Here is a 24887-nt window from a genome sequence, read left to right on the forward strand (position 1 = left end):
CATGGTACTTTTGCTGCCTATCCAAAAGCAAGCGCACAACCGCGTTGTAAGCGCTTGGCAGGCGGTTTTTTTTATGTTTACCATGGTAACCCCATTAAGCACGACAGGAAGCGCTATTTTGCCTCAGTCAGACGAACACTATCTCGTGATTACCGCGCTCGGCGCCGACCGCCCCGGAATCGTCAATACCATCACCCGCCACGTCAGCAGTTGCGGATGCAATATCGAAGATAGCCGTCTGGCCATGCTGGGGGAGGAGTTCACGTTCATCATGCTGCTGTCCGGCAGCTGGAACGCCATCACCCTGATCGAATCCACCCTGCCGCAAAAAGGCGCGGAGCTGGATCTGCTGATCGTGATGAAGCGCACAAACTCGCACGAAAGGCCGCCGATGCCGGCCACGGTATGGGTGCAGGTGGAAGTCAAGGACTCGCCGCATATCATCGAACGCTTTACCGATTTGTTCGACTCCAGCCAGATGAATATCGCCGAGCTGGTCTCGCGCACGCAGCCGGCGGACGGCGACCTGCCACCGCAGCTGTATATCCAAATCACCGCCCACAGCTCCGGCGATCGGGATGCCTCAAATATTGAGCAAGCCTTCCATCGCCTATGTACAGAATTGAACGCGCAAGGCAGTATTAGCGTGGTGAACTATCCACAGCATGATGAGAAAGATGGAGAGTAGTGATGAGCCCATTGAAAGCCGGTGACACAGCGCCGAAATTTAGTTTGCCTGACCAGGACGGTGAGGAAATTAATTTGGCCGACTTCCAGGGACAGCGAGTATTGGTCTATTTCTATCCGAAGGCGATGACGCCGGGCTGCACCGTGCAAGCCTGCGGCCTGCGGGACAACATGGACGAATTGAAAAAGGTCGGCGTCGAAGTGCTGGGCATCAGCACCGACAAACCGGAAAAACTGTCGCGCTTCGCCGAAAAGGAGCTGCTCAACTTCACGCTGTTGTCTGATGAAGATCATCAGGTATCGCAACAGTTTGGCGTGTGGGGCGAGAAAACCTTCATGGGCAAGACCTACGACGGTATTCACCGCATCAGCTTCCTGATCGACGCCAACGGCAAGATTGAAAAAGTGTTTGATGATTTCAAAACCACCAATCACCACGACATCGTTCTGAGCTACCTGCAGCAGTAATTCTCACGAAGCGCAGCGGCCTGCTGCGCTTCGTTTCTTCCCTGTCAGCCGGCCTTGTCTTCCACCTCGACCCGCAGTTCATCGGGCCAGGCGTGAATCACCGCCTTCACCAGCGTCGCCAGCGGTATGGCGAAAAACACGCCCCAAAAGCCCCACATCCCGCCGAACACGATCACCGCCAGGATAATCACTAGCGGATGCAGGTTGACCGCTTCGGAGAACAAAATGGGCACCAACAGGTTGCCGTCCAACCCCTGTACCACCAGATAGGCGACGATCAGCGTCCAGAAATCGGCGCCGACGCCCCACTGGAACAGCGCCACCACCACCACCGGTATGGTGACCAGCACCGCGCCGATGTAGGGGATCAGCACCGAAAAGCCCACCAGCACCGCCAGCAGCAGCGAGTAGCGCATGTCCAGCACGGCGAACACCAGGTAGGTCGCCACACCGACAATCACCATCTCCAGCACCTTGCCGCGGATATAGTTGGTGATCTGCTGATTCATTTCGTTCCAGACCTGCCCCGCCAGGCCGCGATTGCGCGGCAGCACGCGGCGCACCGCGTTCAACAGTTGATCTTTGTCCTTCAGCAGGAAGAACATCATCATCGGCACCAGGATCAGGTAGATAGCCAACGTCAGCAGGCCGACCAGCGACGCCAGCGAGAATTTCACCACCGATTCGCCCATGCCGGACAGCCGACTGCGCAGGTTTTCCGCCATCATGTCGATGATGCCGGCATCCACCAGCGCTGGATAACGCTTCGGCAGCGTCGCGGCGAAGTTATAGAACTGGTTGAGCATGCCCGGCAGATCGCTCATCAGATTGATGCCCTGCTGCCAAGCGGTCGGCGCGACGACAAACACCAGCAGCATGGCAACGCCCGCGAACACCAACAGCATGATGCTCGCCGCCCAGGTGCGCGAACAGCCGATGCGCTGCAGGCGCGCGGTCGGCCACTCCAGCAGGTACGCCAGCACGATGGCGACCAGCAACGGGGTCAGAATGCCGTGCAGAAAATAGAGAATGAGGAACCCGGCGACCAGGATCACCAGCAGCGCGATAGCCTGCGGATCGGTGAAGCGGCGGCGGTACCACTGTAATAACATCTCCAGCATCAGAGCGGGCTCCTCGAGATTTGGCGGGCGGGCATGGCGATTCCTGTGATGGGCCTGATTAAAGCATAGATAGAACGGGCGCACGCGAGGTGTGCAAAGCACTCAGAGTACTCAAAGTTCACCATACATCAACAGCGATTTGGCTGATTTTATCGCGCGGGCAGGCGATCGGCGCAAAAATCCGCAGACGCGGCGACAGGTTCGGTGAGCGGCCCCGAACGGGGCCGCGGAAGATTACAGCGAGGTACCGATAGAAAGGGGCGAACCGACTGCCAATGCGAACAACAACACACAGCCAATCGCGATCGCCGCCGCCAGATCATTTTTCATAGTCCCGTCCCCTGATACTTAAACTGGTTATCGTCACGAACTCTGTCGGTTCTTGCGTTGCGGCCTTTTCTGATGCACGTCATTAAAAACCCCCGCCGCAGCGGGGGAGAAAACGTTCTGGTGCATCAAGTGTTACAAGGAGGTCATGAGGGATTGCTAACCCTAAATGACTATTTCAAGCTAGGATTATTCTCAGAGCATGGCAAGCGATCGCGTCGAGGTTATCCGCACTTTGAGATAAACCTCATAAAAAAATCCCGCACGGCAGCGGGATGAAGGGATGATAACGTCATGAATTTTTATGCGGACAATGAGGCGGTATTGTCGTCATTTGGCGACAATACCGCGCCGGCACGGTGGTCACAAGGGAAATTTGACCACGGTGAGGAAATCAGAATTTCGCCAATGCCCGCGGTCGTGCGCCAGTCAGCATCAACGAAAAAATGGGATTTTCGTCAGACAGCCGTCGGGAAAAAACCGGTAGCATGGCCGATATCATCCCAAACGCCGTAGGGGGAAAGATGAACAGCAAACCGTGTGAATTTGATGAAGCCATCTGTCTGGCGATCGGGCGTGGCGTTTGCGAAGTCGTGAAGATAGGGGATGAAATCAGCGTCTTCTCCCTGTTGGAAGCGATCGAGAGCTTCATCGAACGGCAAGCGCTCAGCGAAAGCGAAATCGCGGCGGCGGACGACGCGCTGGATTTGATCACCGGTTTGGTCCGCCGCCAGTGCTGACACCCGTTACGAGGCGCAGCCGATGAGCCGTTGCTCTACCGTGACGCCGGGCATCATTTGCCGTAAACCGGCAATCAATTCGTCGCCCGCCTCGTGCAGCGCCGCCAACGGCATCGCCGGCAGGCTCTCCAGGATGAACCACATCCGCTCGGCCTCGGCGCTCAACCGGGTTCTGACCCCCTGGCGCCAGTTCCAGCGGCGGCAGGTCACGCCGCGATCGTCGCACCAAACAACTTCGCCCACCTCCGGCGATTCATGGATCACCGCCCCCTCCTTGACGGTATCGAACAGTTCGCTGCCATCCGCGACGATCAGCCGCGGCTCGCCGACATAGGCCGCGATATTCTCGCCCCCCACCGGCACCGCATAACGGATGCTGACGGCGTTATAGAGATCGACGACCGGATCGATGCTGGGCATAGTGCCGTCGCGCAGCGCGCGCTTGCGCAGGGCATCGGCGGAACAGGGCGTACGCTTGGGTTTGGCGCCAAACTGCATGAAAACCTCGCGCCAGGCCGTGAGATGCGCCTCTGCCCAGGGTGCGTCTTCCTCGCCGAGGGCGCGACAGGCTTGCGCCAACGCTAACGCCCCCACGTCCGGATGGGCTATGGGAGCCGCAACCGCGGTAATGCTCAACGCCCGGAAACCGGGTGCCAACGCAGCGACGGCCGGATCGATTGACGGATCGACTAAAATCATTAAATAATCCTATATTGACCATTTTATTGCATAATATTGACCGATGAACAAAAAAGTCAACAGACCGACCGAGTTTGGCGCCGACGTGCAAACCGTCAGCGAAGCGGTGTCACATCGCATCAAGCAACAGAGAAAAAGCCAAAAGCTATCGCTGGACGAACTGTCGCGCCGGGCGGGCGTCAGCAAAGGCATGCTGGTAGAGATCGAGAAAGGCGCCGCCAATCCCAGCATCGCCATCCTGTGCAAGCTCGCGGCGGCGCTGGGTCTCTCGGTGGCGGACATCGTCAACGTCACCCGCGCGCCCGCCGCCTACCTGATTGAAAGCCAAGATATTCCCACGCTGTGGCATGGCGATAGCGGCGGCTCGGCCCGTTTGCTGGCGGGCACCCAAGGCCCGAACATGATAGAACTGTGGCGGTGGGAAATGGCGCCCGGGGAATCCTATGCATCGGGCGGCCACCCGACGGGCACGTTTGAGCTGCTGCACGTTGAGCAAGGCGTCTTAAGCCTTGCCGTCGAACAAACCAAGCTCAGAATTGCGCCGGGCTGTTCGGCGGTCGCCAGAACGGACGGCCCGCACCGGTACGCCAACGAGGGCGAAGACACGCTGATTTTCACCATGACGGTCGCCGAACTGCACGCCTGAACGGCGGCCCTGACCTGAACGCTTTCACAGGAGAAGAATCATCATGACAACCCCTGCCGCACTTGTCTGGCAGCGTGCGGACTATCTCGTCAGCACCGATCCCGCCCTGCTTGATCTCGATGCCATCCACGCTTTTCTGACCCGTTCGTCATGGGCGGAGGGAATCGATAAAGAAACCGTCCGCCAGTCCCTCACCCACAGCCTGTGCTTCGGTTTGTATCACGAGGCCAGGCAGATCGGTTTCGCCCGGCTGGTCACCGATTACGCCACTTTCGGCTATCTGTGCGACGTATACGTGTTGGAGACGCATCAAAAAAGCGGGCTGGGCCTGTGGCTGGCGGAATGCTGCCAGGCCCATCCGCTGATGGCGAAGCTGAGGCGAATCATGCTGGTCACCAGCACCGCCCCCTGGCTCTATGAGAAAGTGGGCTATTCGGCCATCAACCACCCCGACTTTGTCTGGCAGATCGCCCGGCCGGACATCTATCGACGGTAATGCTATTTCAGCGCCTGCTCGGCCAGCAGCCCGAGCGCGATGACGATCATCGCCGCGCCGGAGATGCGCCCCACTATCTTCGCAGCCTGCGGGCGCGTGCGCAGTACCGACTGCGAACCGAATCCCACCAGCAGATACACCAGGCCGCAGCTGATCAAATGCACGACGCCCAACGCCAGCATCTGCATCGGCACCGACCAATCGGCTCGGGCGTCGGTAAACTGCGGCAGCAGTGCCAGAAACAGCAGAAACACCTTGGGGTTCAAGCCGCTGACGCACACGCCCTTGCCGGCCCAGCGCAGCCAGGAATCGGAACGCTGATCTTCACCGGCGCCGGGCACTGGCGGGTGCAGCAGCATGTTGAAACCGATCCACAACAGATAAGCCGCCCCCAACAGGGTGAGCGCCGTCAGCGCCAACGGGTTGCCGACCAGCAGCGCGCCGACGCCCGCCACCACAATCGCAATCATCAGCAGATGGCCGAACAGCAAGCCGGCGACGGCGGGCACCACCACCCGGCCGCGAATGCCCGCCGAGATCACATAGGCCCAATCCATACCCGGCGTGATCACCAATAAAATCGACACCGCCCAAAAAGCGGCGAACAGAGCGAGCGTCATGCCGGCGCCCTCTCAGACGCGCCACGCCACACCAAACAGAGAACCATTGCCTTTCCTCGTGGAAGAAGAACGGCCTCCGCCTGCCGCGGTGGCCGTCAAAACCGTTCAACAGATGGCAAGAATATCCTCAAGGCGTTAAAATGTGCTTTCAATTACTTGCCTGAAATCGGCATAAGCGGGGAAATTTTTCCAAATGGATAAGATTGATCGCAAGATTCTTGCTGAACTGCAGGTCGATGGCCGTTTGTCGGTAACCGAGCTGGCCGAGCGGATCGGTTTGAGCGTGTCTCCCTGCCACCGCCGGGTACGGGCATTAGAGGAGTCCGGGGTGATCAGGGGTTACCGCGCCCAGCTCGACCCCGGCAGCCTGGGCTATAACTTTTCCGCCCTGGTGTTCGTCACCATGCGCGAAGGCGATCGCCGCGCCGTTGAAACCTTCGAAAACGCCATGGTGGACATTCCGCAGGTGGTGCAGGCACAGCGGCTGTTTGGCGATCCCGACTATCTGCTGCACGTGATCGCCCGCGATCTGCCCGCCTTCCAGCAGCTTTACGACGAGAAACTCTCCGCTCTGCCGGGCGTGCAACGCCTGAGCTCCACGCTGGTGATGAAAACCGTGGTGCCGGAGCGCTCGTTCCTGCCGCTGGGCAAATGACGACGGGAGCGTTACCGCTCCCGTTTTCTCTTTTCTTTAAGGCACAATCACGAAATCCGGATTGGCGACGGCAAACAGCGCCTCGCGATCCGCCGCCGGTGGGTAAATCCACTGCGTGTTGATCTCCTGCTTAATCTTTTTGCCTTCCTCACGGGTAAAGCGCACCTGGCGCTCCCAGCCTTCGGTATACAGCGCGCCCCAGGGGCCCAGATCCAGACAGGTTACATACTTCGGCTGGCTGTAAGGGTGCGTCGGCAAGCCCGTCAGTTCCGCCGCCGCATTGTGGCCGGCCACGCGCCCAAGGCTCAGCGCATGCTGGCAGGTCATCAGGTTGTGGTTACCGAGATCGTCGGTCGCCGCCTTCACCGTATCGCCGGTCACGAAAATGCCCGCCGCCGCCGGCGCGCGCAGGAAGGCGTCGCCGATCACCCGGCCGCTGCCGTCGCGCTCGCCGGGGATCTGCTCGGTCAGCGGATGCGCTCGCACGCCCGCCGCCAGGATCACCGTGTTGGCGGCGATGCGCTCACCGTTCGACAGCATCACCCCCTCGGCGTCGATGGCCGAGACGCGCAGGCCGGCCCGCGCTTCCACGCCGCACTCCGCCAATGCCTGGCGTATCACCGCCCCCGGCTCCGCCCCCATCCCGGCACCCACTTCCGGCGCGGTATCGACGATCACCACGCGCACGTTCTCGTCTTTGCCCAGCGCATCGCGCAGCCGTTGCGGCATCTCCGCCGCGCTCTCCAGGCCGGTCAGCCCCGCCCCCACCACCAAGGCGGTGTTGCGCGCCGGCGTCGACGGTTTGGCCACCAGCGCTTTAATATGGGCATCCAGACGCTGCGCGCTTTCCAACGTATCGACGTTGAAGCCGTATTCGGCAAAGCCCGGCACCGCAGGCACGGACAGCCGGCTGCCGGTGGCCCACACCAAACGATCGTAGGCCAACTCAAGGGGTTCCCCCGTCGCCTGCGCCACCGTGAGCGTTTTAGCAGCGGCATCGATACGCTCTACCATCCCGGCCAGGTGGCGCACACCGACGACAGCGAGCTGCGCGGAAATGTCCGGGTTCATGTTTTCCAGCACGGCCTCATACAGGCGTGGCCGGATGGTGACGGTTGGCGTCGGTGAAACCATGAGCACCTCGATATCGTCATGCTTACCGGCAAGGGTAATGGCGCGCATGGCGGACACGGCGGCCCAAAAACCGGCAAAACCGGAACCGGCAATCACTATTTTCTGCGTCATGGGATGACTCCTTCATACAGGGTTAACCGGGCGACAAGGCTGCCCGCAGTTTTTTCGGATGAACGATGCCGTCCCGCTCCCGTAACAGGGTACAGAAGGCCCGCCCGCCCCTTCCGAAGAGGCGGGAAAAAGTGTGTTTCGTTTTAAGGAAAGGCGGTGGTTAGGTCTTGGCGCGCGCCGTTTTGCCGCTGCGCGCGGTGCGTTCCGTCATGCGCTCGTCGAGCCAGAGGTTGACCTCGCCGAAGAAGCCTTGCGGCGCTTTGCGGCCAAAACGGGCGGCGACGGCGCCGAGAGTCTGCGCCGCCAGCGCATCGCGCATCGCCTTCTCCGCCTGCAGCATCACCGCATGGATAGCGCATTTGCCGGAGACCGCCCAATCCGGCGGGGAGTCATCGAACACCGCGCAGCGCCCGCGCACCTCCTGGCAATCGAACAGCGGCTTGTGCCCCTCGATAGCGTCGATGATCGCCAGAAAGCTGATCTCGTCCGCCGGGCGGGCCAGCCGGTAGCCGCCGCGCACCCCTTCGCTGGCGGCGACGATCCCCGCCTTTTCCAGCTTGGGGAAAATCTTGGCCAGAAAGCTGGGTGAGATCCCTTGCAGCTCGGCGAGTTCGCGGCTGCTGAGCGCCCGCTGGTTATCGCCGACCAGCCACAGCAGGCAGTGGATGCCATATTCAACGCTGGTTGTGATGTACGCCATATGTCCGTTTTCAACCGTCAATGAATCTTCAATAACGCAGACTATATGAGTCTGCGTTTATCTGGTCAATAAAACGCGGATCAACTTTGTCCGTGTTTTATTGACAATGCAGGCCACCGGCGACGCAGAAAACGCCCTTCGAAATGAAAAATAAAACTTTTTTGCCCGATTCGCGCCCGGCTAACGTTTCCTTGTTGCCAACGGCTGACTATGATGTGATGGGCACCGCCGCCGCGGTTTGTGAGCCGCCGCACTTTCACGCGGATTGCGCCGTGGGAATAAAGAACTCTTGTCTGCTGCTGACGTCTTAGAAATGATTATTTAAGGGAAACGCCTGACTATGACCAACCGGTTGACCAAAACCGCGTTAGCGGTGCTGCTGCTCGGCACGCTGAACGCCACCGCCCTGGCGCCAGCACAGGCGGAAAGCCAGGACCAGTTGCCGGATATGGGCACCTCCGCCGGCGGCACCCTGAGCATCGGACAAGAACTGGCGATGGGCGATTTTTACGTGCGCCAACTGCGCGCCAGCGCCCCGCTGATCAACGATCCGCTGCTAATCCAATACATCAATCAGCTGGGCAACCGGCTGGTGGCCAGCGCCTATTCGGTGCGCACGCCGTTCCATTTCTATCTGGTGCGCAACGACGAAATCAACGCCTTCGCCTTCTTCGGCGGCAACGTGGTGCTGCATTCCGCCCTGTTCCGCGTCAGCGACAACGAAAGCCAGCTGGCTTCGGTGCTAGCGCACGAAATCTCGCACGTCACCCAGCGCCACCTGGCGCGCGCCATGGAAGATCAGCAGCGCAACGCCCCGTTGACCTGGGTGGGCGCGCTTGGTTCCATCCTGCTGGCGATGGCCAACCCGACCATGGGCATGGCGGCGCTGAGCGGCACCATGGCCGGCACCCAGCAAGGCATGATCAGCTTTACCCAATCGAACGAACAGGAAGCCGATCGCATCGGCATTCAGGTGCTGCAGCGCGCCGGTTTCGATCCGGAAGCGATGCCCGACTTCCTGCAGAAACTCTCGGATCAGTCGCGCTACGCCTCCAAACCGCCGGAAATGCTGCTAACGCACCCGTTGCCGGACAGCCGCCTCTCCGACGCACGCAACCGCGCCAACCAGATGCCGAAACACATCGTGCAGTCCTCGCAGGATTACCTGATGGCCAAAGTGCGCGCACTGGGCATGTACAGTTCGGAAGGCTATGGCCTGAACGAAGAACTGCTCGGCTCGCTCAGCAAGGGCAACGTGCGCGAACAGGCGGCCGCCAAATACGGCCGCGCCATCCTGTTCTATGAAGCGAAAAAATACGACGACGCGCGCAATATCATTCAACCGATGCTGGCGCAGGATGCGAAAAACGTCTGGCTGCTCGACCTGATGACCGACATCGATCTCGGCCAGAAACGCGCGCCGCAGGCCATCGCCCGCCTGCAGGCGGCCAACGCCGCCCAAAGCAACAATCCGGTGCTGCAGCTCAACCTGGCCAACGCCTATGTCGAAGGCAACCAGCCGGCGCAGGCGTCGAAGATCCTGAACCGCTACACCTTTGCCCATCCGGACGATCCGAACGGCTGGGATCTGCTGGCGCAGGCCAGCGCCGCACAAGGGCTGCGCGATGAAGAGCTGTCGGCCCGTGCCGAAAGCCTGGCGCTGAACGGCCGGCTCGATCAGGCCATCGGCCTGCTCAGCAATGCCAGCTCGCTGCAAAAACTCGGCAGCCTAAAACAGGCGCGCTACGATGCGCGCATCGACCAGCTGCGCCAACTGCAACAGCGCTTCCGCCAATACCAACGCAGCTGATTCAACAAGGAATGAACGCCATGAAAAACATCACGATTTACCACAACCCGCGCTGCTCCAAGAGCCGTGAAACCCTGGCGCTGCTGGAACAGCACGGCGTCGATCCCAAGGTGGTGCTGTACCTCGAAACGCCCCCTACGGTCGATGAGCTGAAAAAGCTGTTGAAGGAACTGGGCTTCACATCCGCGCGCGAGCTGATGCGCAAAAAAGAAGATCTGTACAAGGAATTGAAGCTGGCGGACGACAGCCTGAGCGAAGAGCAGCTGCTGGCGGCAATGACGACGAACCCGAAACTGATCGAACGCCCGATCGTGGTAAAAGGCAGCAAGGCGCGCATCGGCCGACCGCCGGAGCAGGTGCTGGAGATTTTGTAATCGTCCGGAAAGTCTGTTATTGAACCGCAAAATACCAATAGCCCTGAACAGGGCTATTTTTAATTGTTTGTTATATAGATACTTTTAATCATCCCAGTCTTCTTCTACTGCTATGCTGCGCAAACGCCAAATCTCTCGGTGAAACAGCCGTTGACAATCGTCAACACCCCACCTACCCTGAGCGCATCACTGGACGAGCGATGAAAAAACACCCAGACAAGCACATTCAGGCGGCATTAGCTTACGCCCTTTCTCAGGGTTGGTATTTTCGGCCCAGTAAGGGGCACGCATTTGGTCGGCTACATTGCGCCTTTGTCGGGCACCAAGAACATATGATGAGCATCTGGAGCACGCCAAAAAACCCAGAGGTACATGCCAAACAGATTCGGCGCAAGGTCGATCACTGCCTGGCGCTGTCGCAGAAAAAATAACCGGAGAATCACCATGACGCTTTATCATTTCGCATTGACGCTGGGCGGGGTCACTGCCGATACCGCCGGGCTAGAGGATGCGCTGTATGCGGCGGGATGCGATGACGCGCTGATCTGTTTCTACGGTAAAGCCGTTTACCTGGAATTCGATCGAGAAAGCGATAACTTTGCGCACGCGATTTGCAGCGCCATCAGCGATATCGAGTCTGCAACTATTAGCGCCAAGGTGATATCGGTGGACTCCAGCCTGGTAGGGTTAAGCGATATTGCCGAGCTCACTGAACTGTCACGTCAGGCGATCGCCATGCTAAAAGACGGGACTCGCGGCCCCGGCGGCTTCCCTTCCCCCATTCAACGGCTCGGCGGAGCCTCACCGCTATGGCGTTGGGCTGACGTGGCGGCCTGGTTGGCACAGCAGGGGAAAATCGACCCACGGCTTGCAGACAATGCGCAGTGTCTGGAATACATCAATCTCGCTTTGCAACTGCGAAGCGATCGGCAACGCCAGCAGGTTGAGCATTATTGCACCCTGCTGGAATATGCAGAAAAACAGGCTTGATGGCTCGTTACAGCCCCAGGATCTCTTTAACGAACGGGATGGTCAGCTTGCGCTGGGCGGTGATCGAGGCGCGATCGAGCTGATCGAGAGTCATAAACAGCGTGCGCATCTCGCGATCCAGCCGTTTCAACAGGAAGCGGCCCACGTCTTCCGGCAGCTCGAAGCCGCGCAGTTTGCCGCGCAGCTGCAGCGCCAGCAGTTTCTCTTCGTCCGACAGCGGCTGCAGCTTGTAGATCTGCCCCCAGTCCAGGCGCGAAGCCAGATCCGGCAAACGCAGGTTCAGCTGACGCGGCGGGCGATCCCCGGTGATGAACAACCGGGTGCGGCCGGTTTCCAGGATGCGGTTGTAGAGGTTGAAGATCGCCATCTCCCACTCTTCGTCGCCGGCGATGCATTCGATATTGTCGATGCAGACCAGCGCCAGCTGCTCCATGCCGTCCAACACTTCAGGCACGAAGTAAGCGCGCTTGTCGAGCGGCACATAGCCCACCGCTTCGCCTTTCTGCGAAAGCTCGGCGCAGGCCGCATGCAGCAGATGGCTGCGCCCGCCGCCTTCACGCGACCAGAAATAGATATAGCTGCCATGTTCCTGACGGACGGCGGATTGGATCGCGGCTAATAGGGATGGGTTCTCGCCCGGATAAAAACTGGCGAAAGTTTCATCATCGGGAAGATAAAGTGGCAGTGAAAGCTGTGCCGGCGTATTCAGAGAAGCACCTCAACCAAAACTGGCAGAAAAACGTGGGCAGTTTAACACAGAAAACGGGCGCTGTTGAACCGGCAGGATCTTATGCCGCAATAGTGAACAATGCCTAAGCGCCGCTTGATCGGCTGCGGCACCCGTCGAGGCAAGAATTATCCGATATCATTCCCTAACTCCATGCCTGCGCAGGTTAAATTTGTAATTTAAGTAAAATCTGACCTAGTATAGGTAGGCTAAATGCAATCACCATCAACAAGGTTTCTGCAAGGATATAGACGATGAAAGTATGGAATAAAGTGCTGTTGGCCTCCTTTATCGGGTTGTTGGTTGCCGGCTGTGATGACTCGTCCAAGGTTGACGCCAACCTGGATAAAGCCAAAGACAGCGCCGAGCAGATGAAAGACGCCGCCCAGAAAAAAGCGGACGATCTGACGGACAAAGCGAAAGCGACGGCGGATGAAATCAAAAAAGAGGCCGCCACTCAGGCGGATCAGCTGAAAGACAAAGCTTCGGCGATTAAAGAAGACGCCGCCAAGCAGGCGGACGCCATCACCAACGACGCCAAGGCCAAAGCCGCCGCGATCAAAGACGACGCAGGTAAACAGAGCCAGCAGTTGGTGGATCAGGCCAAGGCCATCAAAAACGACGCCATCAACGGCGCCAACGATCTGACCGAGCAGGCCAAGGCGAAGACCGAAGCCATCAAGAACAGCGCCGAAAACAAAGCGCAAGAGTTGAAACAAGAGACCGATGCGGCGGTGAACGGCAATACTCAGCCGGCCACCCAGCAGTAAGCTATTCTCAGCCACCAAAGAAAGGAGCAGTAAATGGGGATTATTTCCTGGATTATCTTCGGCCTGATCGCCGGTATTTTGGCTAAGTGGATCATGCCCGGCAAAGACGGCGGCGGCTTTATTCTGACCGTCGTGCTGGGGATCATCGGCGCCGTGGTCGGCGGCTATATCAGCACCTTCTTCGGCTACGGCAAGGTTGACGGCTTCAACTTCGGCAGCTTCGTGGTGGCGGTTATCGGCGCCATCGTGGTGCTGTTCGTGTACCGCAAAATTCGCAGCTAAGGCGAATGCCATAAGTCAAAAGGGCAGCCCCAGGGCTGCCCTTTTCGTTACTTCTGCTCCGCCGATTCGTCCGGCGCGTCAAGCACCTCTTCTTCCTTGCGGAACAGGCTGATGACCTTGAACAGCAGGCTCAGGCCGATCCCCACGATGGTCGCCAGCGCCATGCCTTTCAGCTCCGCCGCGCCGATGTGCACCTTGGCGCCGCTCACGCCGATGATCAGGATCACCGAGGTTAAAATCAGGTTTTGCGCTTTGTTGTAATCCACTTTGGACTCGATCAGCACGCGAATGCCCGAAGCGCCGATCACACCGTACAGCAGCAGGGAAACGCCGCCCATCACCGGCACCGGCACCGCCTGGATCGCCGCCGCCAGCTTACCGATGCAGGACAACAGGATCGCCAGCACCGCCGCGCCGCCGATCACCCAGGTGCTGTAGACCTTGGTGATGGCCATCACGCCGATGTTCTCGCCATAGGTGGTGTTCGGCGTGGAGCCGAAGAAGCCGGAGAACACCGTCGAGATGCCGTTTGCGAACATCGAGCGGTGCAGGCCCGGATCGCGGATCAGGTCTTTTTTCACGATGTTGGCGGTCACCACCAGGTGGCCGACGTGCTCGGCGATCACCACCAGCGCCGCCGGCAGAATGGTGAAGATGGCGAACCACTCAAAGCGCGGGGTGTAGAAGGTCGGCAGCGCGAACCAGTGCGCCTCGCGGATCGGGGTCAAATCCACCACGCCCATGAAGAACGACAGCGCATAGCCCACCAGCACGCCGATCAGGATCGGGATAATCGCCAGGAAGCCGCGGAACAGCACCGAACCGAGCACCGTGACCGCCAGCGTCACCAGCGAAATGGTGATGGTGGTCGAATCGGCGCTGGTGCCTTCCGCCGGCAGCAGCCCCGCCATGTTGGCCGCTACGCCCGCCAGCTCCAGCCCGATGACGGCGACGATCGCCCCCATCGCCGCCGGCGGGAACATCACGTCCAGCCAGCCGGTGCCGGCCTTTTTCACGATCAGCGCCACCAGGCAGAACAGCACGCCGCACATGATGAAACCGCCCAACGCCACTTCGTAACCGAGCGGCAACAGCAGCAGCACCGGCGAGATAAACGCGAAGCTGGAGCCGAGGTAGGCCGGGATCTTGCCTTTACAGATGAACAGATACAGCAGCGTGCCGATGCCATTGAACAGCAGCACGGTCGCCGGGTTGATCTTGAACAGGATAGGCACCAGCACGGTGGCGCCGAACATGGCGAACAGGTGCTGGAAGCTGAGCGGAATGGTCTGGAGCAGCGGCGGGCGCTCGCTGACGCCGATGGCGCGACGGGTCATGTGTGCTTTTCCTCGGTTTATTGGTTTTATAGGTTTTAGTCAAAAAAAAGCCGACTCGTTAAGTCGGCTCAAATGTTTACTTAGTACCAAATATCTTGTCGCCCGCATCGCCCAGGCCAGGCACGATGTAGCCCTTGTCGTTCAGACACTGATCGATGGAGGCGGTGTACAGCTCAACGTCCGGATGCGCTTTCTCCAGCGCGGCGATACCTTCCGGCGCTGCGACCAGGACCAGCACCTTGATGCTGTGGCAGCCGGCTTTCTTCAGCAGATCGATAGTGGCGATCATCGAACCGCCGGTGGCCAGCATCGGGTCGACGACCAACGCCATGCGCTCTTCGATGTTGGAAACCAGCTTCTGGAAGTACGGCACCGGCTCCAGGGTTTCTTCGTCGCGGTATACGCCCACCACGCTGATGCGCGCGCTCGGCACGTGCTCCAGCACCCCTTCCATCATGCCCAGACCTGCGCGCAGGATTGGCACTACGGTAATCTTTTTCCCTTTGATCTGATCCACTTCAACTGGCCCGCACCAGCCTTCGATGGTGACTTTTTCCGTCTCCAGATCGGCGGTCGCTTCATAGGTCAGTAAACTACCCACTTCTGAGGCCAGCTCACGGAAGCGTTTGGTGCTGATGTCATTTTCACGCATCAGGCCAAGCTTGTGTTTTACCAGCGGGTGTTTCACCTCAACGATCTTCATCATTTTTCTCCTATTAAGGTGGTTGCGGCCAAAAAAATCGCGGGATTATACCTCCTTTTTTTCGCCGCGCCACCCACAATAGCCCGATCGGGATCAACAAAAGTTTGAATATCAGTATAGATGACGAAAAAGCGGAGCCGGTTCACAAGCCGCTCGCAAACGTTTGCCTGCGCTGTTAGAATTGCCGCGCCTTATTCCGGAATCAACATCGGAAGCACAGTTTTCAAACCGCAAATCGTCGTGGGGAATCGCGCAGTGACCGACAAAACCTCTCTCAGCTATAAAGACGCAGGTGTCGATATCGATGCAGGCAACGCATTGGTAGATCGCATCAAAGGTGTAGTTAAACAGACCCGTCGCCCGGAAGTGATGGGCGGTCTGGGCGGGTTTGGCGCCCTGTGTGCGTTGCCGCAGAAATACCGCGAGCCGGTGCTGGTTTCCGGTACCGACGGCGTGGGCACCAAGCTGCGTCTGGCGATGGATCTGAAACGCCACGACACCATCGGCATCGATCTGGTGGCGATGTGCGTCAACGATCTGGTGGTTCAGGGCGCCGAGCCACTGTTCTTCCTCGACTACTACGCGACCGGCAAGCTGGACGTGGACACCGCGGCCAGCGTGATCACCGGCATCGCCGAGGGCTGCAAACAGTCTGGCTGTGCGCTGGTGGGCGGCGAAACCGCTGAAATGCCGGGCATGTACCACGGCGAAGACTACGACGTGGCCGGTTTCTGCGTCGGCGTGGTCGAAAAATCCGAGATCATCGACGGCAGCAAAGTGCAGTCCGGCGACGCGCTGATCGCCCTGGGCGCTTCCGGCCCACACTCCAACGGCTACTCGCTGGTGCGCAAAATCCTGGAAGTGAGCAACACCGATCCGACCGCCACTCAGTTGGAAGGCAAGCCGCTGGCCGACCACCTGCTGGCGCCGACCAAAATTTACGTGAAGTCCGTGCTGGAGCTGATCGAGAAGGCGGACGTACACGCCATCGCTCACCTCACCGGCGGCGGCTTCTGGGAAAATATTCCACGCGTGCTGCCGGAAGGCATGCAGGCGGTGATCGACGAAGCCAGCTGGCAGTGGCCGGCGGTGTTCACCTGGCTACAGCAGGCCGGTAACGTCAGCCGTCATGAAATGTACCGCACCTTCAACTGCGGCGTAGGCATGGTCATCGCCCTACCGGAAGCCGAAGTGGAAGCGGCCATCGCGCTGCTGACCGCAGCAGGTGAAAAAGCGTGGAAAATCGGTAAACTGACCGCCTCTTCCGACGAACAACAAGTGGTCATCAACTGATGAAAAAGATCGTGGTGTTGGTCTCCGGCCAGGGGAGCAATCTCCAGGCGCTGATTGACGCCTGCCAGCAGGGCCGCATCGCCGCTGAAATCGTGGCGGTGTTCAGCAACAAGGCGCAGGCTTATGGCCTGCAACGCGCCGAAGCGGCGGGCATCGCCGCCCAAGCGCTGGATGCCAAGGCCTACGCCGATCGCACGGCGTTCGACGCCGCGTTGGCGGACGCCATCGACCAGCACCAGCCCGATCTGGTGGTGCTGGCCGGCTACATGCGCATCCTCAGCCCGCAGTTCGTGCAGCGTTATGCCGGCCGCATGCTGAACATCCACCCTTCCCTGCTGCCGAAATACCCGGGTCTGCATACCCACCGTCAGGCCATCGACAACGGCGACAGCGAACACGGCACCTCGGTGCACTTCGTGACCGAACAGCTCGACGGCGGCCCGGTGATTTTACAGGCCAAGGTGCCGATTTTCGCTGACGACGGAGAGGATGACGTGGTTGAACGGGTGCAAACCCAGGAACACACGATCTATCCGCTGGTGGTGAGCTGGTTCGTCGACGGTCGCCTGGCGATGCGCGATGGCGCCGCCTGGCTGGACGGCGAACGCCTGCCTGAGCAGGGTCACGCCGCCGACTGATGCGCGCAGCCTGAACCTTGCCTAAACGGCGCCCACGCGGCGCCGTTTTTTTTCGCCTTCATCCATTCTGTGAAGTTATACTTTGCACAATTTCACGGCACAGAGGAGCCCACATGTCCAGCACTGCCAGCGTCAGGTTACGCCCATTGGAACGGGACGATCTGTCGTTCGTCCACCAGATGGACAACAACGCCAGCGTCATGCGCTATTGGTTTGAAGAACCCTACGAAGCCTTTGTCGAGCTTTCCGATCTCTACGACAAACACATCCACGATCAGAGCGAGCGCCGCTTTATCATCGAGCACGAAGGCGCCAAGGTCGGCCTGGTAGAGCTGGTGGAGATCGATCACATCCACCGCCGCGCTGAGTTCCAGATCATCATCGATCCTGCCCACCAGGGCAAAGGCTACGCCAGCACCGCCGCCCGTCTGGCGATGGACTACGGTTTCTCGGTGCTGAACCTGTACAAGCTGTACCTGATCGTCGATAAGGAGAACCCGAAGGCGATCCACATCTACAGCAAGCTGGGCTTCAACGTGGAAGGCGAACTGATCGACGAGTTCTTCGTCAACGGCGAATACCGCACCGTGCTGCGCATGTGCATTTTCCAGCCGCAATACCTGGCGAAGTTCAAAACGCCCAATGATAAGCCGCTGGTGAAGTGACAATTCGCGAGAAAAAAGAGAAAACCCGCCCAGGCGGGTTTTTTATTGGGAAATAAGCGGCTAGTATTAAGGCATATTATTTTATCGTCAGGAAATAGCCTGATGAATACGAAAATAAATAATATTTCCCGAGATAATTAATCGAACAATAATTAATAGTAAGAATTACCCTCTGCCTCTACAAAGGAAAAATGCCATGACGACCGTCTCAAACCTGCTGCTTTTTATCGGCCTGGCGATGCTCGCCATCGCCGCCGGCCTGAATACCTATAGCGGCTACGCCTCCGCAGATCCCAATAGCACCCCGCTGTTTTCCTCACTCTGGTGGACGCGTTGGTTCCCGCTCTATGCCTCGGGGGCTGCGTTGCTGCTGGTGGGGGTAGTGTTGCGGGTTTCGGGGCGGGGACGTTAAAAACAGAAAACGGCTCCGAAGAGCCGTTCATATGGGTGTTAGATTTCCGTCAACCGTGGCCTATAGTGGTACTTTTTACCTTGGCTCATTTGCATGAGCAAAGCGTGCCTAACCTCAAACTGTTGGGAGCGGTGAGGTTACTCAGGCTTCTCAAGCAATCCAAGCAACTCCATATCATAAAGCAAATCGCTTTTTTCATCTTCGCCAATACCTTGAATTAGAGATTCAAGGTTTGTTTTTTCCAAAATGGAAGAAATTGAGTTTCGGTAATTATTCTCAACATCTTTTGGCCCTCTACCGGCTATAAGGATGAGTGTAAACACTTTCAGCATTAACATTTCCACAGGCGATAACTGTGCATTTTCGTATTGATAAGATGCATACCCTATTTCTTCAATACCGTACTCCCAGGTCGTACCATTTTTATTAAAAGCATTAATGTGACTTCTACAACAGCTATAAAAGCAATCTAAATACTCAGCTCGCAATTCTTCATAAGTCATGCGTTCTTCATCCATCATTTCAATCTCCCAGGGATCAGCATTACGTCGTTATTGTCGAGAACCTCTACTTTTATTCCAGGGTATTTTTTCTGAAATTGTTCTACGACACCCAAGCAGCTATCACATGCAGCACGTTCAGTGAAAATGGTGACTCTCCCCTCAGCTGATACATTGTTACCTAACTTATCAGCCAGGTTGTCCAGAATTTTGTACTCTGAATCTGTATTCCTAGATATGAGGATACCATCAGAACTTTTAATGGTTTCATATTTAAAGTTTTGGTTTCCATCACCTATGAAACTTTTTTCTGCTTTAGCTATCCTGCTGTGTGCCGCAAGTGTTTTCGGCATACCAGGAACATCGATTTGTGCAACAGCTGCATTTCCTTTTTTTCGGATTTTTTCCGCAAATGGCGCCCTAGCATCCAGCACTTGCTGCCTGAACGCAGCCGCCTGTTGAACGGTCTTCTCATTGACCAGATACCCTTTCCAGGCGCTGGTTGGGCCTACCAATTTGGATGACAGGTATTGGTTGCCGACGTTTGCTTTACCCATACCGGCAAATGTGCTGGCAATAGAGACCGCCATCACCGAGGCATTCACCCAGTCCGGCGACCACCCAGTCAACTTGCTGATTTGTTCTATCTGCTGGTTGCGAGCAAACAGCTGGCCGTCGGTTATCTGGTCGCCCAAATCATACGTGAATAACTTTTCGCTGTCATAGCCGGCAAACGCCGGATAGTTGCCGAAGCGCTGACGCTCTTTTTGTACCCAGTAGTTGGCGATGAGACCGTCTTCATCCCGCGTTGACGGGTACTTATTCATCAGGGCTTCAAACTGCTTGCGTTCGTCTGAGCTCAACGCCTCTTGCGTGGTGCAAGCTACTTTTCGGCATGAAGCCGCCATCAGACGCGCTTCTTTTTCCTTGTCGCCCTTAGCCAACTCTTTAATCGCGTTGAGTTCTTCCTGATGCAGCTGTCGATTGAAGCGTTCGACAAACTCCCCCGCATTTGCACCGCTGGTGGCACCTGCGGCTTTGGCAGTTACGATGGCCCCTGCAAAGGCGCCCGCTACGCGGCTGATCTGAGCCTGACGCTCTTGCCAACCTTCACTTCTGACCAGATTATCATTGATGATCACCCCGGCCAGCTCCGCCGCCAGCGCCCCGGCCGCCGCGCCTTTGGCATTGCCCTTGCCGATTTCTGCGGCCACGCCCGCCAGAACGGCATGGCTTACGGCCCGGCCCGGTATATCGAGAACCTGACCGTTATCCCCAATCAGGTTGGCGCCCTCGGCCTGAACCTGACTGCCGATGTTCGCCAGCAGCGCATTGGTCAGGTTGTCTTTGAAACTGCCGCCATTAATGGCGGTATTCAGGCTGGAGCTGATGACCGACTGCCCGGCCACCCGCTGCGCCACCTTGCTCCAGTCACCGTTGCTCAGCTGCGGCAGTTTGACGTTGTTCGGGTTAAGCGGTTTGCCCGCCGCGTCCTTGCTCCAGCCCATCGCGCTGTCGAAGCCATTGAGCGCGCCGCCGATCGCCATCGCCGTGGCGGTCGCTTTGACGTTTTCATTTCGGCCCAACGCCTGCAGGGTTTTCGACAGGTTGCCCTGATTCTCCACCAGCGCCACCGCCGCCTGAGAGGCCAAAGAAGACATACCAGCGGTGACTGCGCCGCTGGTTATCGCCCCGCCGCCTACGGCGCCGGAAACACTGGAAGCCGCCGTAGCCGCCAATGAACTGCCCGCGGTCACCGCCGCGGCCGCAATGGCGATCACCGCCGCCACCGCCGGGTTCAGGTGCTGGCTTTTGTAATCCCAGCTGTCGTAAGCGTCTTTGACCTTGCTCCACTGCACGTCGTTGCGCTTGTTCAGATCTTTGACCCAGGTGGTGCCCGGCGTATTGCCCAAGGCGTCGATGGCGCTTTGCAGCGCCTGCCCGTTTTTCACCTTCACATCGGCGCTGACGCCCTTGGCGGCTTCCACGGTCAGGGCTCCACCGGTATGAATGCTCGGCAGCACCCACTTATTGTCTTCGTAGCCTTTATTGGCCTGCTTGATAAAGAAGCCTTTCGAATTGCTGACGGTCTGTTCGAAAGAGGTGTTTTTCACCGCGCGGAAGTTAACCTGGCCACGGGAGCTGGTCAGGCGCGCGTTTTGCCCGGCGGCGATTTTGCTGGCTTCATAGGTGCTGTCGTCGCGGCTCATCAGCGTGATATTGCCTGCGGCGGTAAACTCGGTAACCTTGTTGGTCACGTCATGGCGGGTCTGCTTAACCTCGGTTTTCTTACCCCACCATTTGCGCTTGGTTTCCTTTTTCTCGTAGTGGCTGGACTCCTCCATCGCCTGGGCGTAGAGATAGCCACCCTTGGCGGCTATATCCATATTGCCGACACGCATGGCTTCGGCCTGGTTGTGGGCGTCGGCATAGGCTTTCAGCCTTGTTTCTTCCGCATGTTTAGCTTGGGCTTCCTGTCGAACGCTAACTAATTTCCTATTTGCGTTTACCTTTTCACTATCAACAGAATTCAATGCTTGTTGGGCTGCGTATATCTCATTCTTTTTTTTGATTATGCGTTGACGCAAATTTTCATATTCATCTATCGTCTTTTTTCGAATTGCCAGCGCAATCTCATAACCATCACCGGATGTTTCCGCAGGATCGACACCATAAGGGAATGGGTCAAATGCCTTTCCTCCCTCATTAAGCAATCTATCCAGATCTGAACGGGTTTTTATTTCAATATTCCCCATATCGAGGTGATAAGTCCCCGTGCCCGGTATCGTTACAGAACTACTGTGCTTGTATGAAATAGGATGCTGAGCTGGATTATCGAGTAACAAGCCTTCAGGCGTATTTCTAACGTTGTTCAGCACATTCTGTTTTTGATTGACATTTTGCTCTGCATTTCTAACCGCCTGCTCCGCCGACGCAATACGACTCCCCCAATCCGTCACCGCCACCGGCGATTTCCAGTTCGCTCCTAATCCTTTAACCACCAGCTTGGTCGCCTGGAATAGAATGCTGCCGCCGGCAATCACCGTCATCAGGCCACCGGCATTCAGCTCGGTACCTTGCTGGGTAAGGGTTTCGGTGAACTCGTTGCCGCTCTCGCGGTAAGTGTGGTTTTGCACCGCCTCGAAGCGCATATCGCCGCCGGAGGTCAGCGTCATGTTGGCGCCGGAAGTCAGCTTGGCGCCGTAAGTCAGCAGTTGGTTGTTCGCCGACGCGGTCAGGTTTTTCCCGGCGCTGAGGGTAGTGACCACATGGCGATCGTCTTTGTTGTTGTCGTTGGCGGCATCAATGGCGGAATAGGCCAGATTCGACAACCATAGATTCTGCCCGGCCAGCAGCGTGATATTACCGTTGGCGGAGAGCGCGCCGCCCTGTGTGCCGATGTCGCGGGCCGAGTTAATCAATAAATTGCCGCCGGCGTGTACCCGGCTACCCAGTTCAGGCGTGCGGGAAGAGGGGAACAAGCGACTAAATTGCTCCCCCAATTCGCGATAGTTCAGATCGGCATTATGGCCGGCCAACAGCGTGACATCTTTACCTGCTTTAATGTGCGTCCCGCGCAACGCCAGATAACCGCCGCTGTTGAGCAGCACTGAACCACTGGCGTTCAACTGTCCGGCATTTAGCAGTTGGTTGAACTGCGTTTGTCGTTGTTCAGGAGATAAATTCTGCGCTAAACGATCGTTATTCAACGCCTCGTCATTTCTGACAATCGAAACAGTGCCGTTCGCCGTCATTGCAATATTTTGGCTTTGCGGCGCGAAGTGCGTGTTACGTAGATAAATACCTTGCCCGGCATTTAAGGTTAAGTCCCCGGCAGCATTCAATTGGCTCAGCCAGCGGGCACCATCGACGCCGAAATAGCGCGGGCTAGGTACAGTGTGCACTTTGACGTTGCCGTTGCGGCTGGTCAAAGTGACATGATGTCCCTTCAGATAGCTTTGACGGGCATCCAGCTCATTCACTGCTGCAACGTTCAGACTCTTGCCCGCAGTTAGCTCAGCACCGTCGGTGTAAAACACATCATCGGCAACCACAGTCAGGTCGTTACGCGCGTTTATTTTATCGGTACTGATAACACGTCCCGCATGCAGCACAATGTTGTGAGCTACCAGTGAGTCAGGCCGTCCCGAAGCCACCACCTCACTAAGCTGATTTCCCGCCGGCGTCGAAGTTTTAATTTCTATCTGATTTTTAAAATCCGCAACCAAATTGCCGCCCGCCAACATGGCTGAGGCCGGATAGCCAGAAGCCGACCAGCTCTTTTGCCCGCCTTTTCTGACATAAATGACATATTCCGGGATCGACGATTTCTGATCCTGCCATTTATGTCCCAGAACAACGTTAGGATTCGGCACTTTCGGTTCGAACAGTGCATAGTCGTTCATGTCCCCCGTCATTTCACTGCGCACGCCCAGATTATTACCAGTTAAAATCAGATCGTTAGTCGCTTTTATTGTGCTGACGTGGTTCCAAAGCTCCGACGCATTAATGTAGGCATTCTTCCCTGAAATGATTTCTGCGGGATGGCTGTCGGTCACTACGGTAAAACGCGCGCGTTCACTGTTAACCCAGGGCGTTTTTTTGAAATCGACGTGTCCCAACCAGGTGAAATTTTTATCTTCAAAGTCCGCCAAATAATCAAAAAATTGGTAATCAAATTGCCCCTCGTACACACCATCAGCCAACCAACGATCGATATCCTTGTTGTCCTTCGGCGCGTTGTTGGAGGAAATGGCGAACTGCTGGCGAACGTTGTTCAAACTCTCCGTGCGTATCACTAAATCGCCGCTGTTGGTCAGGATTTTCGCCGAACGGTTCTCGACGGATTTAGCCTTGTTGCCCTGCGCATCCTTTTGGATCCACATATTTTTATTGGCGTGCAACTTGGCGTTTTCCCCGGCGTTGCGGATATGGTCGCCGAAGATGCGCATATCGCCGCTGGTGCTGGTTTGCCCGTCATTCACCAGCGTCGTTGCTGCCAGCGTGGCGTTGCCGTCCGCCTGCACGACAGCACCCCGCGTAATGTGCAATCCCTTGGCGCTGACATTGAGGTCACCCTTGCTGTGCGTGGTGCCGTTAAGCACCAGGTTACCGTTAACGCTCAGCGTAATATCCCGCTGTTTGCTGGTGAGGTCTTTCAGGTTCACCCCCACCCCATCCTCGTTGGCCACCAGGCGGATTTTGTTGGCGTACATGCCGCCCAGCGCTTTGGTATCCACGGCCAGTTGGGGCTTAGCGCCTTCACCGGCGATCGGTTTGATGCTGCCGTCCTTGAAGCTGATGCGGTTGGCGCCCTGAGTCAGAGACAGATTTTGTGCATTGATTTTGCCGTTCAACTCGGTGGCGCGGCTGATGATATCGACATAGTCGGCGCCGCTGCCGTCCAGCCCTTTACCGCCGATGGTGACGCCGCCTTTTTTCACCTCCAGCGCTTCCAGCGCGCCCTGCTTGTCGAACTGCGGTTTGCCGGTGGTCAGCGTCACGCCCGGCGCGTTGATAAAGCCGCAGCCGTCGCAGGTGATGCCATTCGGGTTGGCGATCATCACGTTGGCCTTGTTGCCGAATACCTCGAGTTTACCCTGCAACTCGGAACGACTGCCGCCGATCACCTCATTGATGATCAACTCCGCCGGTTTTCCCTTCAGGTAGGTGTTGCCCTGCGCGCTGTAGATCTCCACGCCCAGCTGCGTTTTGCCGCCGTGTGTGGCGTTATTCAATACGGCACCCTGTGGCCCAACGTTGAAATCTTTATAGGTGTTGTGGGAGATGCCCGCACCGTTCGGCGTGGCGATATTCACCACCGGTACGTTGCCCGGCTTGATAACCACCTGCGTATTGCCGTTAGCGGCGGTAATGCCGGCGGCGAACGCCGGGTGCAACGGCTGGAAAGCCGTCAGGTAGATCAGCAAATAGCTGGCGCCCCGCGCCAGCGGATGATTGAGCTTATCCATATTCATTCCT

General features: G+C 57.6%; 26 protein-coding genes. 16 read left to right on the top strand and 10 right to left on the bottom strand.

Features of this window, described 5'->3' with window-relative positions:
• Window positions 1-82: 82 nt before the first annotated feature.
• On the top strand, window positions 83-688 hold the full coding sequence (locus ACJ8J4_RS18570) for a glycine cleavage system transcriptional repressor (RefSeq protein WP_369783268.1): 606 nt from the start codon (window positions 83-85) through the stop codon (window positions 686-688).
• Between the two features lie 2 nt (window positions 689-690).
• Entirely contained in the window at window positions 691-1155 is a 465-nt protein-coding gene (bcp, locus tag ACJ8J4_RS18575; protein WP_025303830.1) for a thioredoxin-dependent thiol peroxidase, read from the top strand.
• Between the two features lie 44 nt (window positions 1156-1199).
• Here bcp and ACJ8J4_RS18580 read toward each other — a convergent pair whose 3' ends face one another.
• Window positions 1200-2276: an AI-2E family transporter gene (locus ACJ8J4_RS18580; RefSeq protein WP_025303831.1), complete on the bottom strand. Its 1077-nt coding sequence runs from the start codon at window positions 2274-2276 to the stop codon at window positions 1200-1202.
• A gap of 851 nt (window positions 2277-3127) precedes the next feature.
• On the opposite strand from ACJ8J4_RS18580, the gene ACJ8J4_RS18585 reads away from it, so the two are divergent.
• Complete coding sequence (locus ACJ8J4_RS18585) at window positions 3128-3343, top strand: hypothetical protein (protein WP_025303832.1); 216 nt, start codon at window positions 3128-3130, stop codon at window positions 3341-3343.
• Window positions 3344-3349: 6 nt separating this feature from the next.
• Here ACJ8J4_RS18585 and ACJ8J4_RS18590 read toward each other — a convergent pair whose 3' ends face one another.
• Complete coding sequence (locus ACJ8J4_RS18590; RefSeq protein ID WP_025303833.1) at window positions 3350-4042, bottom strand: B3/B4 domain-containing protein; 693 nt, start codon at window positions 4040-4042, stop codon at window positions 3350-3352.
• A 43-nt stretch (window positions 4043-4085) separates the two neighbouring features.
• Here ACJ8J4_RS18590 and ACJ8J4_RS18595 point away from each other — a divergent pair, with 43 nt between their 5' ends.
• On the top strand, window positions 4086-4688 hold the full coding sequence (locus tag ACJ8J4_RS18595; protein ID WP_043140438.1) for a helix-turn-helix domain-containing protein: 603 nt from the start codon (window positions 4086-4088) through the stop codon (window positions 4686-4688).
• A gap of 43 nt (window positions 4689-4731) precedes the next feature.
• Entirely contained in the window at window positions 4732-5184 is a 453-nt protein-coding gene (locus tag ACJ8J4_RS18600; protein ID WP_060448084.1) for a GNAT family N-acetyltransferase, read from the top strand.
• A 2-nt stretch (window positions 5185-5186) separates the two neighbouring features.
• Here the strand turns inward: ACJ8J4_RS18600 and ACJ8J4_RS18605 are convergent, their stop codons facing one another.
• Window positions 5187-5804 (bottom strand): LysE family translocator, encoded by a 618-nt coding sequence (locus ACJ8J4_RS18605; protein ID WP_197836421.1) that lies wholly within the window; start codon window positions 5802-5804, stop codon window positions 5187-5189.
• Window positions 5805-5997: 193 nt separating this feature from the next.
• Between ACJ8J4_RS18605 and ACJ8J4_RS18610 the strand changes: the two genes are divergently transcribed.
• Complete coding sequence (locus ACJ8J4_RS18610) at window positions 5998-6459, top strand: Lrp/AsnC family transcriptional regulator (protein ID WP_019452433.1); 462 nt, start codon at window positions 5998-6000, stop codon at window positions 6457-6459.
• Window positions 6460-6495: 36 nt separating this feature from the next.
• Here the strand turns inward: ACJ8J4_RS18610 and ACJ8J4_RS18615 are convergent, their stop codons facing one another.
• Together ACJ8J4_RS18615 and ACJ8J4_RS18620 are read right to left on the bottom strand one after the other, a co-directional pair.
• Window positions 6496-7704 (bottom strand): NAD(P)/FAD-dependent oxidoreductase, encoded by a 1209-nt coding sequence (locus ACJ8J4_RS18615; protein ID WP_089181200.1) that lies wholly within the window; start codon window positions 7702-7704, stop codon window positions 6496-6498.
• A 160-nt stretch (window positions 7705-7864) separates the two neighbouring features.
• Complete coding sequence (locus tag ACJ8J4_RS18620) at window positions 7865-8404, bottom strand: RrF2 family transcriptional regulator (RefSeq protein ID WP_025303838.1); 540 nt, start codon at window positions 8402-8404, stop codon at window positions 7865-7867.
• A 340-nt stretch (window positions 8405-8744) separates the two neighbouring features.
• Between ACJ8J4_RS18620 and ACJ8J4_RS18625 the strand changes: the two genes are divergently transcribed.
• The 4 genes from ACJ8J4_RS18625 to ACJ8J4_RS18640 all read left to right on the top strand — a co-directional run bounded on the left by ACJ8J4_RS18625 (window position 8745) and on the right by ACJ8J4_RS18640 (window position 11578).
• Entirely contained in the window at window positions 8745-10214 is a 1470-nt protein-coding gene (locus ACJ8J4_RS18625) for a beta-barrel assembly-enhancing protease (protein WP_141998655.1), read from the top strand.
• Window positions 10215-10234: 20 nt separating this feature from the next.
• Window positions 10235-10588, top strand: coding sequence for an arsenate reductase (glutaredoxin) (arsC, locus tag ACJ8J4_RS18630; protein ID WP_142591425.1), 354 nt, complete (start codon window positions 10235-10237; stop codon window positions 10586-10588).
• 200 nt (window positions 10589-10788) lie between these two features.
• Window positions 10789-11019 carry a hypothetical protein gene (locus ACJ8J4_RS18635; protein WP_060434427.1) on the top strand — a complete coding sequence of 77 codons (231 nt, stop codon included), beginning with the start codon at window positions 10789-10791 and terminating at the stop codon, window positions 11017-11019.
• Window positions 11020-11032: 13 nt separating this feature from the next.
• Window positions 11033-11578: a helix-turn-helix transcriptional regulator gene (locus ACJ8J4_RS18640; protein ID WP_142591423.1), complete on the top strand. Its 546-nt coding sequence runs from the start codon at window positions 11033-11035 to the stop codon at window positions 11576-11578.
• A 7-nt stretch (window positions 11579-11585) separates the two neighbouring features.
• Here the strand turns inward: ACJ8J4_RS18640 and hda are convergent, their stop codons facing one another.
• The gene (gene hda, locus ACJ8J4_RS18645; protein ID WP_025159568.1) at window positions 11586-12287 is read right to left on the bottom strand and encodes a DnaA inactivator Hda; all 702 of its coding nucleotides are present in this window, start codon (window positions 12285-12287) and stop codon (window positions 11586-11588) included.
• A 272-nt stretch (window positions 12288-12559) separates the two neighbouring features.
• Here hda and ACJ8J4_RS18650 point away from each other — a divergent pair, with 272 nt between their 5' ends.
• The gene (locus ACJ8J4_RS18650) at window positions 12560-13075 is read left to right on the top strand and encodes a hypothetical protein (RefSeq protein ID WP_016926729.1); all 516 of its coding nucleotides are present in this window, start codon (window positions 12560-12562) and stop codon (window positions 13073-13075) included.
• Between the two features lie 33 nt (window positions 13076-13108).
• Entirely contained in the window at window positions 13109-13357 is a 249-nt protein-coding gene (locus ACJ8J4_RS18655; RefSeq protein WP_016926728.1) for a GlsB/YeaQ/YmgE family stress response membrane protein, read from the top strand.
• A 47-nt stretch (window positions 13358-13404) separates the two neighbouring features.
• On the opposite strand, the gene uraA is transcribed toward ACJ8J4_RS18655, so the two are convergent.
• Together uraA and upp are read right to left on the bottom strand one after the other, a co-directional pair.
• Complete coding sequence (gene uraA, locus ACJ8J4_RS18660; RefSeq protein WP_016926727.1) at window positions 13405-14694, bottom strand: uracil permease; 1290 nt, start codon at window positions 14692-14694, stop codon at window positions 13405-13407.
• 76 nt (window positions 14695-14770) lie between these two features.
• Window positions 14771-15397, bottom strand: coding sequence for a uracil phosphoribosyltransferase (upp, locus tag ACJ8J4_RS18665; RefSeq protein ID WP_004941642.1), 627 nt, complete (start codon window positions 15395-15397; stop codon window positions 14771-14773).
• A gap of 255 nt (window positions 15398-15652) precedes the next feature.
• On the opposite strand from upp, the gene purM reads away from it, so the two are divergent.
• From purM to ACJ8J4_RS18685, 4 genes are all read left to right on the top strand, one after another.
• Window positions 15653-16690 (top strand): phosphoribosylformylglycinamidine cyclo-ligase, encoded by a 1038-nt coding sequence (gene purM, locus ACJ8J4_RS18670; RefSeq protein WP_025303843.1) that lies wholly within the window; start codon window positions 15653-15655, stop codon window positions 16688-16690.
• Window positions 16690-17328 (top strand): phosphoribosylglycinamide formyltransferase, encoded by a 639-nt coding sequence (gene purN, locus ACJ8J4_RS18675; protein WP_025303844.1) that lies wholly within the window; start codon window positions 16690-16692, stop codon window positions 17326-17328. Before purM ends, purN begins: the two co-directional genes overlap by 1 nt.
• Window positions 17329-17441: 113 nt before the next feature.
• Window positions 17442-17993, top strand: a complete 552-nt coding sequence (gene speG / locus ACJ8J4_RS18680) for a spermidine N1-acetyltransferase (RefSeq protein ID WP_004941631.1) — start codon at window positions 17442-17444, stop codon at window positions 17991-17993.
• A gap of 196 nt (window positions 17994-18189) precedes the next feature.
• Window positions 18190-18405 carry a hypothetical protein gene (locus tag ACJ8J4_RS18685; protein WP_043140451.1) on the top strand — a complete coding sequence of 72 codons (216 nt, stop codon included), beginning with the start codon at window positions 18190-18192 and terminating at the stop codon, window positions 18403-18405.
• A 137-nt stretch (window positions 18406-18542) separates the two neighbouring features.
• Here the strand turns inward: ACJ8J4_RS18685 and ACJ8J4_RS18690 are convergent, their stop codons facing one another.
• Both ACJ8J4_RS18690 and ACJ8J4_RS18695 read right to left on the bottom strand, forming a co-directional pair.
• Window positions 18543-18926 carry a hypothetical protein gene (locus tag ACJ8J4_RS18690; RefSeq protein ID WP_043140454.1) on the bottom strand — a complete coding sequence of 128 codons (384 nt, stop codon included), beginning with the start codon at window positions 18924-18926 and terminating at the stop codon, window positions 18543-18545.
• The gene (locus tag ACJ8J4_RS18695) at window positions 18923-24877 is read right to left on the bottom strand and encodes a DUF637 domain-containing protein (RefSeq protein WP_442516098.1); all 5955 of its coding nucleotides are present in this window, start codon (window positions 24875-24877) and stop codon (window positions 18923-18925) included. Before ACJ8J4_RS18695 ends, ACJ8J4_RS18690 begins: the two co-directional genes overlap by 4 nt.
• Between the last annotated feature and the right edge of the window lie 10 nt (window positions 24878-24887).

Origin of the sequence: Serratia sp. CY47280 (genome assembly GCF_052168655.1) — a bacterium.
Taxonomy (GTDB): domain Bacteria; phylum Pseudomonadota; class Gammaproteobacteria; order Enterobacterales; family Enterobacteriaceae; genus Serratia; species Serratia bockelmannii.

Coding starts and splice junctions, on each gene's coding strand:
- ACJ8J4_RS18570 (WP_369783268.1), top strand. CDS start 83: ATGGTAACCCCATTAAGCACGACAGGAAGCGCTATTTTGCCTCAGTCA.
- bcp (WP_025303830.1), top strand. CDS start 691: ATGAGCCCATTGAAAGCCGGTGACACAGCGCCGAAATTTAGTTTGCCT.
- ACJ8J4_RS18580 (WP_025303831.1), bottom strand. CDS start 2,276: ATGCTGGAGATGTTATTACAGTGGTACCGCCGCCGCTTCACCGATCCG.
- ACJ8J4_RS18585 (WP_025303832.1), top strand. CDS start 3,128: ATGAACAGCAAACCGTGTGAATTTGATGAAGCCATCTGTCTGGCGATC.
- ACJ8J4_RS18590 (WP_025303833.1), bottom strand. CDS start 4,042: ATGATTTTAGTCGATCCGTCAATCGATCCGGCCGTCGCTGCGTTGGCA.
- ACJ8J4_RS18595 (WP_043140438.1), top strand. CDS start 4,086: ATGAACAAAAAAGTCAACAGACCGACCGAGTTTGGCGCCGACGTGCAA.
- ACJ8J4_RS18600 (WP_060448084.1), top strand. CDS start 4,732: ATGACAACCCCTGCCGCACTTGTCTGGCAGCGTGCGGACTATCTCGTC.
- ACJ8J4_RS18605 (WP_197836421.1), bottom strand. CDS start 5,804: ATGACGCTCGCTCTGTTCGCCGCTTTTTGGGCGGTGTCGATTTTATTG.
- ACJ8J4_RS18610 (WP_019452433.1), top strand. CDS start 5,998: ATGGATAAGATTGATCGCAAGATTCTTGCTGAACTGCAGGTCGATGGC.
- ACJ8J4_RS18615 (WP_089181200.1), bottom strand. CDS start 7,704: ATGACGCAGAAAATAGTGATTGCCGGTTCCGGTTTTGCCGGTTTTTGG.
- ACJ8J4_RS18620 (WP_025303838.1), bottom strand. CDS start 8,404: ATGGCGTACATCACAACCAGCGTTGAATATGGCATCCACTGCCTGCTG.
- ACJ8J4_RS18625 (WP_141998655.1), top strand. CDS start 8,745: ATGACCAACCGGTTGACCAAAACCGCGTTAGCGGTGCTGCTGCTCGGC.
- arsC (WP_142591425.1), top strand. CDS start 10,235: ATGAAAAACATCACGATTTACCACAACCCGCGCTGCTCCAAGAGCCGT.
- ACJ8J4_RS18635 (WP_060434427.1), top strand. CDS start 10,789: ATGAAAAAACACCCAGACAAGCACATTCAGGCGGCATTAGCTTACGCC.
- ACJ8J4_RS18640 (WP_142591423.1), top strand. CDS start 11,033: ATGACGCTTTATCATTTCGCATTGACGCTGGGCGGGGTCACTGCCGAT.
- ACJ8J4_RS18650 (WP_016926729.1), top strand. CDS start 12,560: ATGAAAGTATGGAATAAAGTGCTGTTGGCCTCCTTTATCGGGTTGTTG.
- ACJ8J4_RS18655 (WP_016926728.1), top strand. CDS start 13,109: ATGGGGATTATTTCCTGGATTATCTTCGGCCTGATCGCCGGTATTTTG.
- uraA (WP_016926727.1), bottom strand. CDS start 14,694: ATGACCCGTCGCGCCATCGGCGTCAGCGAGCGCCCGCCGCTGCTCCAG.
- upp (WP_004941642.1), bottom strand. CDS start 15,397: ATGAAGATCGTTGAGGTGAAACACCCGCTGGTAAAACACAAGCTTGGC.
- purN (WP_025303844.1), top strand. CDS start 16,690: ATGAAAAAGATCGTGGTGTTGGTCTCCGGCCAGGGGAGCAATCTCCAG.
- speG (WP_004941631.1), top strand. CDS start 17,442: ATGTCCAGCACTGCCAGCGTCAGGTTACGCCCATTGGAACGGGACGAT.
- ACJ8J4_RS18685 (WP_043140451.1), top strand. CDS start 18,190: ATGACGACCGTCTCAAACCTGCTGCTTTTTATCGGCCTGGCGATGCTC.
- ACJ8J4_RS18690 (WP_043140454.1), bottom strand. CDS start 18,926: ATGATGGATGAAGAACGCATGACTTATGAAGAATTGCGAGCTGAGTAT.
- ACJ8J4_RS18695 (WP_442516098.1), bottom strand. CDS start 24,877: ATGGATAAGCTCAATCATCCGCTGGCGCGGGGCGCCAGCTATTTGCTG.